This window comes from Enterobacter sp. R-1.6.2, from assembly GCF_035064085.1.
Lineage (GTDB): Bacteria > Pseudomonadota > Gammaproteobacteria > Enterobacterales > Enterobacteriaceae > Enterobacter > Enterobacter asburiae_B.
The window spans coordinates 1-12,582 of the sequence record NZ_JASEYI010000016.1 but is presented as its reverse complement, the minus strand read 5'-3'; the positions used below and the strand labels follow the sequence as shown (position 1 = coordinate 12,582).

General features: G+C 57.9%; 13 protein-coding genes. 8 read left to right on the top strand and 5 right to left on the bottom strand.

The window, feature by feature from the left end:
- The first annotated feature begins 42 nt into the window (after positions 1-42).
- Positions 43-993 (top strand): LacI family DNA-binding transcriptional regulator, encoded by a 951-nt coding sequence (locus QMN93_RS17015; protein ID WP_033144326.1) that lies wholly within the window; start codon positions 43-45, stop codon positions 991-993.
- 61 nt (positions 994-1,054) lie between these two features.
- Here the strand turns inward: QMN93_RS17015 and QMN93_RS17010 are convergent, their stop codons facing one another.
- From QMN93_RS17010 to QMN93_RS16990, 5 genes are all read right to left on the bottom strand, one after another.
- The gene (locus QMN93_RS17010) at positions 1,055-1,351 is read right to left on the bottom strand and encodes a YicS family protein (protein ID WP_023309843.1); all 297 of its coding nucleotides are present in this window, start codon (positions 1,349-1,351) and stop codon (positions 1,055-1,057) included.
- 121 nt (positions 1,352-1,472) lie between these two features.
- On the bottom strand, positions 1,473-2,837 hold the full coding sequence (locus QMN93_RS17005) for an efflux transporter outer membrane subunit (protein ID WP_182382844.1): 1,365 nt from the start codon (positions 2,835-2,837) through the stop codon (positions 1,473-1,475).
- On the bottom strand, positions 2,837-5,947 hold the full coding sequence (locus QMN93_RS17000; protein WP_193140290.1) for an efflux RND transporter permease subunit: 3,111 nt from the start codon (positions 5,945-5,947) through the stop codon (positions 2,837-2,839). Before QMN93_RS17000 ends, QMN93_RS17005 begins: the two co-directional genes overlap by 1 nt.
- Positions 5,947-7,068, bottom strand: coding sequence for an efflux RND transporter periplasmic adaptor subunit (locus QMN93_RS16995; RefSeq protein ID WP_182382842.1), 1,122 nt, complete (start codon positions 7,066-7,068; stop codon positions 5,947-5,949). The genes QMN93_RS17000 and QMN93_RS16995 overlap by 1 nt, the downstream gene beginning before the upstream one ends.
- A gap of 148 nt (positions 7,069-7,216) precedes the next feature.
- The gene (locus QMN93_RS16990) at positions 7,217-7,786 is read right to left on the bottom strand and encodes a TetR/AcrR family transcriptional regulator (protein ID WP_033144322.1); all 570 of its coding nucleotides are present in this window, start codon (positions 7,784-7,786) and stop codon (positions 7,217-7,219) included.
- Between the two features lie 186 nt (positions 7,787-7,972).
- On the opposite strand from QMN93_RS16990, the gene QMN93_RS16985 reads away from it, so the two are divergent.
- The 7 genes from QMN93_RS16985 to QMN93_RS16955 form a co-directional block, all read left to right on the top strand.
- Entirely contained in the window at positions 7,973-8,392 is a 420-nt protein-coding gene (locus tag QMN93_RS16985) for a GNAT family N-acetyltransferase (RefSeq protein ID WP_039260381.1), read from the top strand.
- Between the two features lie 129 nt (positions 8,393-8,521).
- A complete protein-coding gene (locus tag QMN93_RS16980) occupies positions 8,522-8,782 on the top strand; it encodes an antitoxin (RefSeq protein WP_039260382.1) in 261 nt (86 codons plus the stop codon).
- A gap of 3 nt (positions 8,783-8,785) precedes the next feature.
- Positions 8,786-9,184 carry a type II toxin-antitoxin system VapC family toxin gene (locus QMN93_RS16975; RefSeq protein WP_176686521.1) on the top strand — a complete coding sequence of 133 codons (399 nt, stop codon included), beginning with the start codon at positions 8,786-8,788 and terminating at the stop codon, positions 9,182-9,184.
- A 140-nt stretch (positions 9,185-9,324) separates the two neighbouring features.
- Complete coding sequence (nlpA, locus tag QMN93_RS16970; RefSeq protein WP_182382841.1) at positions 9,325-10,125, top strand: lipoprotein NlpA; 801 nt, start codon at positions 9,325-9,327, stop codon at positions 10,123-10,125.
- Positions 10,126-10,247: 122 nt separating this feature from the next.
- Complete coding sequence (locus QMN93_RS16965; protein ID WP_182382840.1) at positions 10,248-11,027, top strand: MBL fold metallo-hydrolase; 780 nt, start codon at positions 10,248-10,250, stop codon at positions 11,025-11,027.
- 26 nt (positions 11,028-11,053) lie between these two features.
- Positions 11,054-12,007 carry a GlxA family transcriptional regulator gene (locus QMN93_RS16960; RefSeq protein WP_048981419.1) on the top strand — a complete coding sequence of 318 codons (954 nt, stop codon included), beginning with the start codon at positions 11,054-11,056 and terminating at the stop codon, positions 12,005-12,007.
- A 285-nt stretch (positions 12,008-12,292) separates the two neighbouring features.
- On the top strand, positions 12,293-12,582 hold a 290-nt coding region (locus QMN93_RS16955), incomplete at its 3' end, for a POTRA domain-containing protein (protein WP_323619874.1).

The following is a 12,582-nucleotide window of genomic DNA, read 5'->3' as shown; positions in this document are numbered from 1 at the left end:
ATGGAATTTGCAGGCGCGAGGTAAGCCTGCCAGGGGAAAGAGATGTCGACAATCAATGATGTATCACGTCTTGCCGGGGTGTCTAAAGCCACGGTATCGCGAGTGTTGAGTGGGTCGCGTGGCGTAAAGGAAGCCAGCCGTCAGGCCGTTCTGAAGGCCGTGGATGAGCTGAACTATCGTCCCAACGTGATTGCCCAGTCGCTGCTGAGCCAGTCGACGGGCTGCATTGGAGTCATTTGCGCGCAGGAAAATATTAACCAGACCACCGGATATCTCTACGCGCTGGAAAAACAGCTCAGCCAGCATCAAAAACACCTCCTGCTGCGCTTCGCGCACAGCAAGGCGGAAGTGATGCACGCCCTTGAAGAACTCTCCTGCGGACTCTGCGATGATATCCTGGTGATTGGCGCCCGTTTCCCGCTGGACGTGGAGATGGACAACGTCATTCTGGTGGACTGCATGGAGTCTGATAATTCCAACAGCATTCAGTTCGATCACGCCTTTGCCGCCGAAACCGCCTGTAACTACCTCACCAGCCAGGGGCGTCGCCAGATTGCGCTGATCCACCCCCACGGCAGCGGTTTTGCCGACCAGGTGCTGCTCGGCTACAAGCACGCGCTGGAGAAAAATTTCCTGCCCTTTAATCGCAGCCTGGTCTTTATGGACGCGACTTCTTCATCTGTTGCGCTGCAGGAGCTGCTTAACAACGCCAGCACCCTGAATTTCAACGCGCTGCTGGTGGCGGACGAGCAGGAAGCCCAGCGGGTGATCCCGCAGCTGCAGGCGTTTAATAAATCGGTGCCGGACGACATCATGGTCTTCAGCCTGGCCGGATCGCTGCACCTGCCGGGCATTCCGGTGATCCCGGCGATTGAATATTCCATGGACGCGATGGCGGCGCGCATTGTGAGCTGGCTGACGGAGAAAACGCAGATGCTCGGGTCCTATGTTCTGCGCGGGGATCTCATCATTCCGGATATGCGGAAGCGTTAAAAATGTTGTGTAGGCCGGGTAAGGCGCAGCCGCCACCCGGCGAGAAGCACGTTTCCAGCTCTCAATAATCTTCCATACAATCCACCTGACCAATCGCCCCCCAGTAGGCATCCAGGTTGTCGCGCTTCACGGCGGTAATGGCATTTTTGATCAGCAGCTGATTGGCCTCGGACGACAAAATCATCTCCTGCCAGGCTTTATCGCTCTGCTTTTTCTGTGGCGTACAGGTTTTCTTAATATCTTTAAGGACCTGCTGCTTTATTTGCGCCTCTTTCGCGGGGTCATCCTTTTCCTGAGCATGGACAAACGCGGCGAAGAGCAGACAAACCAGCAGGCAGACCAGGTGCGCAGCTTTCATCAACAACCCCCTTTAGAAGTCACATGCTTCCCATGAAATATATCGTTACATTCAGTGTAGCGACGCCAGCCGAAAGTATGAATTTTCTCTTCACCGCCTGTCATGAACTTCCCGGCAAGCGCTACTGAAGACCGCCCCCCAGCGACTGCCACAGCGTGATGCGGTTTTCCAGGTCGGTTTGCTGCAGCGCGATCAGCGATTCCTGCGCCGACCACAGCGACCGCTGCGCGGTCAGTACCGTCAGATAATCCCCCGCGCCCGCCTTATAGCTGCGCGTTGCCACGTCCAGTGTTTTTTGCTCCGCCGCGACGTATTCGCGCTGGGCGTCGAGCTGTTCGCTCAGGGTTTCTCGTCGCGCCAGCGCGTCGGCCACGTCCTTAAACGCGCTCTGGATGGTTTTCTCATAGGTAGCGATCAGCCCCTTCTTCTCCGCTTCCGCGTAGCGCAGCTGCGCCAGGTTGTTTCCGCCGCTAAACAGCGGCAGGGTGATGGACGGCGCAAACGACCAAACCTTCATCCCGTGGCTGAACAGGGAGGAGAGCGAGTCGCTGCCGACGCCCGCGCTGGCGGTGAGTGAAATGGTCGGGAAGAAGTTGGCGCGCGCCGCGCCGATGTTGGCGTTGGCGCTCAGCAGGTTATGCTCGGCCTCCTGAATGTCCGGGCGGCGCAGCAGCGCGCTGGAGCTGACGCCCGCCGGGATCAGCGTGATGGCGTTATCGCTCAGGCTCTCCAGCGTGCCGGGCAGCAGGTTCTCCGGCACCGTATTGCCCGCCAGCAGATTAAGGGCGTTTTTGTCCTGCATCACCAGCGTCCGGTAGCTCGCCACGCTGGCGCGCGCCTGCTGATACACCGCCATCGCTTCACTGACGTCCGTCGCCGCCGCCACGCCCACTTCCTGCTGGCGCTTCACAATCTTCAGCGAGTTCGCGGCGCTCTCCATCGTGGATTTCGCCAGCGCCAGGTTGCTGTTATCCGCCGCCAGCGTCACCCAGGCCGTGGTCAGCTCGCTGACCATCGTCAGGCGCGTGTTCTGCGCGGTGAACTCGCTGGCAAGCCAGGTTTCACGCGCGGCGCGGGAGAGGCTCTGGTTGCGGCCAAACAGATCCAGCTCGAAGCTGGAGACCGCGCCGTTGGCTTCATCGCTTGTCGCGACGCCGCTTGCCAGCGTGCGGCTGCGGGTGTGGCTCAGCTCCGCGTCCACCGTCGGGAACAGGGACGAGCGCGTTTCACCGTACTGGGCGCGGGCGGCGTCGATATCGGCAATCGCTTTTTGCACGTCGCGGTTGCTGTTCAGCGCCATCGTCACCACGCTTTTCAGCCGCGCATCGTTCATTACCTGCTGCCACTGGCTCACCACGGCGGTGGCTTCGCCGTGCGCGCCGGGCAAGGTTGCCGGGACGGGCGCGTCCGGGCGTTGATACGTTGGGTCTAACGACACACAGCCTGCGCTCAGCAGGGCTAACGCTAAAACAGATACACGAAACATTATGACCTCCGGTTCGCGTGTTTACCGGAGAACAGACGTTTCACCAGTACAAAGAATAAGGGAACAAAGAAGATCGCCAGCAGCGTCGCGGCCAGCGTTCCGCCGATAATGCCGGTACCAATCGCCACGCGGCTGTTTGCGCCTGCGCCGGTTGCCACGGCCAGCGGCGTAACCCCTGCGATAAACGCCAGCGAGGTCATGATGATCGGACGCAGGCGCGTCTGGGCGGCACGCAGGGCGGCGCGCGTCAGAGAGTACCCTTCAGCGACTTTGGCTTCGGCAAACTCGACAATCAGGATGGCGTTCTTCGACGACAGGCCGATGGTGGTGAGCAGCGCCACCTGGAAATAGACGTCGTTGTTCAGCCCGCGCAGGGAGGCGGCGATGGCCGCGCCCAGCACGCCAAGCGGGATCACAAGAATGACCGAAATCGGCACCGACCAGCTCTCATACAGCGCCGCCAGGCACAGGAACACGACGAGGATGGAGAGGGCATACAGGCTCATCGCCTGACCGCTCGCCAGTTTTTCCTGCAACGACAAACCGCTCCACGCCCAGGTGCTGCCGGACGGCAGGCTGTTTGCCAGCTGCTCCATTTTGCCCATCGCCGTGCCGGAGCTGGCGCCGCTGGCGTTTTCGCCCTGTATCTCATACGCCGCCGAGCCGTTGTAGCGCACCAGGCTTTCCGGGCCGTACTCCCAGCGGGTGGTGGCGAAGGTGGAGAACGGCGTCATGGTGCTGTCGCTGCCGCGCACAAACCATTTGTTGAGATCCGACGGTACGGCGCGGGTGTCGCTGTCGCCCTGGATGTAGACCTTTTTCACGCGGCCGCGGTCGATAAAATCGTTCACGTAGGTCCCGCCCCAGGCGCTGGAGAGGGTGTTGGTAACGTCGCTCAGGGACAGCCCCAGCGACACGGCCTTGTTGTTATCGATATCCACCTGAAGCTGCGGCATCTGCGGCAGATCGTTGGCGCGCACGGCGTGCAGAGAGCTGTCCTGGTTGGCCTCGCCAATCAGCTGGTTACGCAGCTTCAGCAGCGCGTCGCGGTCGGTGCCGCCGCTGGCCATCAGCTCAAAGGTAAAGCCGTTGCTCTGGCCCAGGCCGTCCACCGCGGGCGGCGTCATGGCAAAGATGGTTGCATCGCGGATGGTGCTCAGCTCCTGCGTGGCGCGCAGGGCGATGGCCTGAGCGGTATTCTCATCGCCTTTACGTTCGGACCAGTTTTTCAGGGAGACAAACGCCATCCCGGCGTTCTGGCCGCTGCCGCTGAAGCTGAAGCCCTCAATGGTGAAGATCACGTTGGTGTTGGCTTTCTCTTTGGTGAGGAACCACTCGCGCACCTGGCGGCTGACTTCGGCGGTACGCACCGTCGTCGCACCGGCCGGCAGGGTGTACTGCACCATGATTTCACCCTGGTCTTCCGTCGGCAGGAAGCTGCCCGGCAGCTTAAGCATGGCGAAGCCCATCGCGCCGCAGAGCAGGGCGTAGATGACCAGCATGCCGCCGGAACGGCGCAGGGCGCGCAGGACCTTGTTCTGATAGCCGCGCTCGGTCCTGCTGTAGAAGCGGTTAAACGCGCCGAAGAAGCCCTTTTTGTGCGGCGTCGTGTGGCTCAGGATCGAGCCGCAGAGTGCGGGCGTCAGTGTCAACGCCACCACCACGGAGAGGAACATTGCCGAAATGATGGTGACCGAGAACTGACGGTAAATCACCCCGGTGGAGCCGCCGAAGAAGGCCATCGGCAGGAATACCGCAGAGAGCACCAGCGCAATGGCCACCAGCGCGCCGGAGATTTCGCCCATCGATTTTTCGGTGGCTTCCCGCGCGGGCAGGCCTTCGTCGCGCATAATACGCTCGACGTTTTCCACCACCACGATGGCGTCATCCACCAAAAGCCCTATCGCCAGCACCATCGCAAACAGCGTCAGGGTATTGATGGAGTAGCCGAACAGCGCCAGCACGCCAAACGTGCCCAGCAGAACGACGGGTACCGCCAGCGCCGGGATCAGCGTCGCGCGGATGTTTTGCAGGAACAGGTACATCACCACCACCACGAGGATAATGGCTTCGAACAGGGTCTGAATCACGTCCTCAACGGAGATCTTGATGAACTCGGTGCTGTCTTTCGGGTAGGCCACGTCGTAGCCTTCCGGCATCGACTTTTTGAACTCGGCAATCTTGTCTTTTACCGCCGTCGCAGTGTTGAGCGCGTTCGCACCCGGTGAGAGCATGACTGCCATACCCGCCGCCGGGTGGCCGTTGAGCTTCGCGGTGGCGGTATAATCTTCGCTGCCCATCTCCACGCGGGCGACGTCGCTGATGCGCACCACCGCGCCGCTGGACTGGCTCTTCACGATGATGTTTTTAAACTGATCGACCGTCTGCAGGCGCGACTGGGCGCGGACGGTGGCGGTCAGCTGCTGGGCGTTCGACGAGGGCAGCGCGCCGATTTTACCGGCGGAAACCTGCACGTTCTGGGCTTCAATCGCGCTCTGCACGTCGGAAGGCATCAGCGAGTAGGACGCCAGCTTCGCCGGGTCAAGCCAGATGCGCATGGCGTATTCCGCCCCGAACACCTGCAGGCTGCCGACGCCCTCCACGCGCGCCAGCGGGTCCTGCATATTGCTCACCAGCCAGTCGGCGATATCCGAGCTGCTGGCGGTGTCGGTTTTGTCGTACACGCCCATGATCAGCAGGAAGTTGCTCTGCGATTTCTCGACGGTAATGCCGGACTGCTGCACCTCGGTCGGCAGGCGCGATTCTGCCTGCTGAACCTTGTTCTGCACCTGCACCTGGGCGGTGTCCGGGTCGGTTCCCTGCTCGAAGGTGACGGTAATGCTCACCGACCCGTCCGAGCTGCTGGTGGAGGTGAAGTAGAGCAGGTTATCCAGCCCGGTCAGCTGCTGCTCGATCACCTGCGTCACGCTATTTTCCAGCGTCTGCGCGGAGGCACCGGTGTAGGTGGCGGAGATTTTGATCGACGGCGGGGCGACGTCCGGGTACTGCGCGACCGGCAGCGTGCGGATCGCCAGCATCCCGGCGAGCATGATGAGAATGGCGATAACCCAGGCAAAGACCGGGCGACGCACGAAGAAACGAGAAAACATCAGGCTTTTCCTCCCGCAGCTTTCATCTCTTCGGCCTTCACTTCCTGCCCGGCGGTCACTTTGTCGGTACCTTCCACAATCAGCTTATCGCCCGCCTTCAGGCCGCTCAGCACCAGCCATTTGTCGCCGTAGGTGTCGCCCGTCTCCAGCTGACGCTGCTCGACCTTATTGCTGGCATTCACCACCAGCGCGGTGGCGGTGCCTTTGGCGTCGCGGGTGATGCCCTGCTGCGGGGCGAGGATCGCGTCGTTCATGACGCCTTCATCCACCCTGGCGCGAACGAACATCCCCGGCAGGAGCTGGTGCTGCGGGTTCGGGAAGACGGCGCGCAGCGTGACCGAGCCGGTTGATTCATCCACCGCCACTTCGGTTAACGCCAGACGGCCTTTCTCGCCGTAGGTGCTGCCGTCTTCAAGGATTAAGGACACGCTTAGCGTATCGCTATTGGTGGCAAGGGTTTGCCTGCGTAAACGCAGCAGATCGGCGCTGGAACGGGTTAAGTCGACGTACATACTGTCCAGTCCGCGAACGGTGGCAAGCGCGGTATCCTGCTGGGCGGTCACCAGCGCGCCGGGCGTGACGGAGGAGATGCCGATGCGTCCGGCAATCGGCGCGGTAACGGTGGTCCAGTTGAGGTTAATGCGCGCGCGCTCCTGCGCGGCCTTCTTTGACTCGACGCTGGCCTTGTCCTGCGCGCAGGTGGACTTCGCGTCCTCTGCGTCCTGGCGCGACACGCCGTCGTCTTTCACCAGCTGCGCATAGCGCCGGGCCTTCTGGCAGTCGGTCGCTACCAGCGCCTGAGCCTGCTTCAGCGCCGCGGCGGCTTCATCAAACGCCGCGCGGTAGCTGGAAGGGTCAATTTGATACAGCGCCTGTCCGGCTTTCACGGTATCGCCTTCGGTGAACAGCCGCTTCTGGATAATGCCGCCCACCTGCGGGCGCACTTCGGCGCTCATGGCGGCGGTGGTGCGGCCGGTCAGCTCGCTGACGACGGACACCGGCTGGCTCAAGAGGGTGACAATCCCCACATCCGGAAGAGGACGCTGGGGAGCAGATGTTTGCGCATTATCGCACCCGGTCAGGAGAAATAATGCCGCGATGGAGGTTGTTATGTTTTTCATAATCTTTTTCCAGGGTGAACGACACCAGCCCCGTTAATGGCTTAACGGGGAGGAGGGCTATTTAAAGGCACAGCGATACCGCATCTCCGGCTGAGCCAGAAATGTAAAAAAGGGGAATTACTTATTCCCGCTAATTATTCATATGCGATTACTTCGCAGAGAAAAGCATATTTAAAATATCCTGATAAAGGGGTTCTAATTGTTCTGACGGGACTTTTAAGGGGGTTAATCGACGATAAATCGTCCCCTCAATCATCACGGCGGTAATCTCCACGCAGCAGCGAATATGCTCGTCGCTCAGGTGGGGAAACTGCTTTTTCAGGTGCGCACAGGCGTTGGCGAACATGCGCGATTCGGCTTCGATCAGCATCGTCGCCACCTGCGGATTACGCGTGGCCTCAGCGGACATTTCCAGCATCAGCGCATCGTCATCTTCGTTGAGGGTCTGTCGCCAGGCGAGCGCCTGCGGCATCCCTTCCACCAGGGTTTTACCCTGCATCTCCTCAATGCGCGAGTCGATGATGCGGCGGATCATCTCTTCGATAATCGCGTCTTTATTGCTGAAATAACGGTAAATTTGCCCGACGCTGAGCTTCGCCTCGCTGGCGATCTGCGACATGCTGGCGGCGTGAAATCCGCTGGCGCGAAAGCAACGACGCGCGGCGGTGATGATCTCGTCCTGACGTTGTTTTTGTCGTTCTTCCAGTTTCGTACTCATCGTCGGCTATCGTGTAAAAGTGAGAATGATCGTTCTCAGTATACGTTTTGGGTGCGTATTGGAAAGGCCTTTTTTATTTAGATATTGAGGGAATGTTTCCGTATTTAAAAAATGGAGGGAATGAGGAGTTTTTGTGGAGGTTAAGCTGTGAGATATTCAGATTGCATAGAAAATAAGGAGAGAAAAATGCACCTGAGCATAACAAATAATGTAACGCCCGCTGAAAAAGAAGAGTTATTTGTGGGGTTAAGAGCCTATAACGGGCAATTTTTGGATATGGCGACCTTTAGCGGCGACATTGGCGTTTACGTACGAGACGATAAAGGCGTCATGCTCGGCGGGCTAATTGGGGTGCGTAAAGGCGACTGGCTGAATATCGACTATCTCTGGGTCAGCGAGACCGTGCGCGGATCCGGCGTGGGCAGCCAGCTCATCAAAACGGCCGAAGAGGAAGCCAGACGCAAAGGCTGTAAGCACGCGCTGGTCGATACCGCCAGCTTCCAGGCGCGCCCGTTCTATGAAAAACAGGGGTACCAGCTGCAAATGTCTTTGCAGGATTATCCTTATCCGGGCATGCAGCGGCATTATCTGGCGAAAGCGCTTTAAATCCGTTTCTGTGATTAGGGATTCAGCTATTTATTGCGAGTCGCATTCCTAATTTGAAGCGTGTTGCTTGTCTTCTTTTCAGGCCCTGGCGCATGCTTTGGCCTGGTCAAGTAAACCATGGAGATGGCAATGGAACGCACAGCAAAACTCTTCAAAAAGGGGCGGAATCAGGCCGTAATGCTACCTGCTGAATTCGCGTTTGATACGGAGAGCGTCTACATCCGGCGGGATGAGGAGGGGAATGTCGTTTTGACTGCGAGATCGGAGAAAGAGCGGCATCGAGATAACTTTTTACGTTTATTGAAGCAGACCCATGTTCCTGATTCATTCCTCAGCAAAGAGGAACGTAATCAGAGCTATACAACAAGAGATCCCTTTGAAGGACTCTAGAATATGCTGCATATGTTGGATACAAACATGGTAAGCCATCTCGTGAGACAACATCCTGGGGTGTTGGAACAATATTCTCGCACCCCAACTGAAAAAATGTGTATTTCAAGCGTAACGGAGGCTGAATTGCTTTATGGGATAGCCAAAAAGCAAAACGACACATTACAAAAAACCATACTGGAATTTCTTAAAACCATTACGATTTGCGACTGGGATAGTGACGCCGCCGCAACGTACGGCGAACTCCGCGCAGCAATGGAGAAGAGAGGAAAAGTGATGGGCGATCTCGATCAACTGATCGCTGCGCATGCTATCAGTCGGAGAACAACGATTGTGACTAACGATCGTGCATTCAGAATGGTGCAGGAGCTTACCGTCGAGGACTGGACGACAACGTCGTGATCCCTCATGCCGGGTAAGCGCAGCGCCACCCGGCAAAACCCGCATATAACTTATCCTTCTTATTGATTCTTTTTCGGTTTTTATTTCACCGCCTCGTTGTCGATATAGTCACTACAACATTTAGCAAAAGGAACTGTCTTGTGAAACGTCGATTGGGTGCTCTGGTACTTGCTGGCCTGCTGCTGGCAGGGTGCGATCAAAGTGGCAGCGATGCCAAACACATTAAAGTGGGCGTCATCAACGGCGCTGAACAGGACGTGGCGGAAATCGCCAAAAAGGTGGCAAAAGAGAAATATGGCCTGGACGTGGAGCTGGTCGGCTTCAGCGGCTCGCTGTTGCCCAACGATGCCACCAACCAGGGAGAACTGGATGCCAACGTCTTCCAGCATCGCCCGTTCCTCGCTGAGGATAACAAGGCGCATGGCTACAAGCTGGTGGCCGTGGCGAACACCTTTGTTTTTCCGATGGCCGGCTATTCCCGCAAAATCAAATCCGTCTCTGACCTGAAGGATGGGGCGACGATTGCCATTCCAAACGACCCGACCAACCTTGGCCGCGCGCTGTTGCTGCTGCAAAAGGAGAAGCTCATTACCCTGAAGCCGGGCACCGGGCTGCTGCCGACGGCGCTGGATATTACCGCCAACCCTAAACAGCTGAAAATTATGGAGCTAGAAGGGGCGCAGCTGCCGCGCGTGCTGGACGACCCGAAAGTGGATGTCGCCATCATCAGCACTACCTATATTCAGCAAACCGGGCTGTCGCCGGTGCATGACAGCGTCTTTATTGAAGACAAAAACTCGCCGTACGTGAACATCGTAGTGACGCGCGAAGACAACAAAGACGCGGAGAACGTGAAGGAATTTATCCAGTCGTATCAGTCGTCTGAGGTAGCGAAAGCGGCGGAGACGATCTTTAACGGCGGGGCGGTGCCGGGCTGGTAAACGATCTGACTGAAAACGGGTTGCTTAAATTGGCCCGATTCCATCGGTAATCGCCCTTTAACCCACTGCGGCAATTGCGACGGCTGGCTATCCTCCTTATCACACCCACCGGAGGATAGCCCATGAACATTACCCACATTCGCAACGCCACCCAGCTGATTACCTACGCCGGAAAACGTCTTTTAATCGACCCGATGCTGGCCCCGAAGGGGGCTTATCCGGGCTTTCCCGGCACGGCGTATGCCGAACGCCGTAACCCGACGGTCGAACTCCCCGTTGACGTCAACACGCTGCTGGACGCCGACGCGGTGATCGTCACCCATACTCATGACGATCACTGGGATCTCACTGCGGCGGAGCTGATCGCCAAAGACAAACCGATCTACGTGCAAAACGATCGTGACGCCGCGCTGCTGCGCAGCCAGGGATTCAGCAACCTGACGGTCATGACCGACGCGACCTTCTTCGGCGATATTCAGATTACGAAAACCCACGGCGGGCAGCACGGCACCGATCGCGCTTACGCCGTGCCCGAGCTGGCGGAGCGTCTGGGTGAGGCCTGCGGCGTGGTGCTGCGTCATCCCGATGAGAAGACGCTCTATCTTGCCGGGGATACCGTCTGGCGTGACGAGGTGGCGGCCGATCTGCAAAAGCACCAGCCGGACGTGGTGGTGCTGAACGCGGGCTATGCCCACGTTATTGGTTTTGGGCCCATTATTATGGGGCAGGAGGACGTGCTCAACGTTCATTTCCTGCTGCCGCAGGCCAGCATTGTGGCGATCCATATGGAGGCGATTAACCACTGCCTGTTGACCCGCAGCGCGCTGCGTGAGTACGTTGAAGCCAATCAGGTGAGTGACGCAGTGAGCATTCCCCAGGATGGCGAAACCGTTATATTCTGAGCGCGTTAAGGGGAAAGGAGGATCTGATGTCGCTAATCAACGTCGCGATTGTCGCGGTAGACGGGTTCAGCCCGTTCCACTACTCCGTTCCCTGCATTCTGTTTGGCGATTCGGTCTCCGGCGAAAAGCGCTTTAACGTGACGATCTGCGCCGAAACGCCGGGATTTCTCACCTCAAAAGACGGATTTGCCCTCAACGCCACGCAGGATTTTACCGCCCTTGGTCAGGCCGATATTGTCGTCGTTCCCTACTGGCAGCACGTTCTTGAACGCCCGCCCCAGACGCTGCTCGACAGCCTGGTGCAGGCGAGAGACAACGGCGCGGAAATCGTCGGGCTGTGTCTGGGGTCGTTTGTGCTGGCCTGGGCGGGGCTCCTCGACGGCAAACGTGCGGCCACCCACTGGGAGTTCGAGCATCAGTTCCAGTCCCTTTTCCCGCACGTTCAGCTGGATATCAATGCGCTCTACGTGGATGACGGCAATATCATCACCTCCGCCGGAACCGCGGCGGCGCTGGACTGCTGCCTGTATATCATTCGTCAGCGCTTTGGCAGCGTGGTCGCCAACCAGATTGCCCGTCGGATGATTGTTCCGCCCCACCGCGAGGGCGGTCAGGCGCAGTTCATCGCCCAGCCGGTACCCAAAGATACCCGCGACGGACGCATTAACTGCCTGATCGACTACCTGCAGCGGCACATCACCGAACCGCATAGCCTGGACTCACTGGCGGAGGTGGTTTCGATGAGCCGCCGCACCCTGACCCGTCATTTTATTCAAGCCACGGGGATGAGCGTCGCCGACTGGCTTACCGCCGAACGCCTGCGGCGCAGCCAGCTCCTGCTTGAAGCCGGAAATATGCCGATTGAACGCGTGGCCGAGCTGGTGGGATTTAATTCCGCCGTCACCTGGCGACAGCAGTTTAAGGCGCGTTTTGGGGTGAGTCCTGCGGAATGGAGAAAAACGTTTCGTCTTCACAGCTAGTGTATTACGGCTAACTCAAGATTTAAGGGTTAGTTAAATCACTTCTTATTTTTTCTTAATCCACCTCTCATTTTTCTGAAAAAATATTATATTTGCTTCGCCCTAACGCAAATTAGATATACTCGCATTAAGAATGCTCCTATATTCCGAAAATATTAATTGCGAATAATTTTTGTGGCATGGATGAATAGCAATAAAATAGAAAGAAGAATAATTTCATTAGCAAATTATATTATTTTTATCTTATCGGGTGCGCTTTTTTCAGCGAGCGTTAACGCTGCACCCTTGTCGCCAGCCGATCGCGACACTATTCAGCAGCAACAGCAGCAGCTTTTATTAAAGAACCAGCAACAGCGTGAAGAGCTGGAGCGGAGTATTCCTCGTCCCGCGCCTGCCAGACCTCTGCCTGCAGCCGGCGCCGGGCCCTGCTTCACCATTGATACCATTACCCTTTCCGGCACGACCCTCATTTCCCCGAAAACGCAGCAGGCCCTGGTTGCGCCGTGGCAGGGCCGGTGTCTGGATATGGCGAAAATAACGGAGCTTCTCGCCCGTATTTCTGACTGGTATATCAG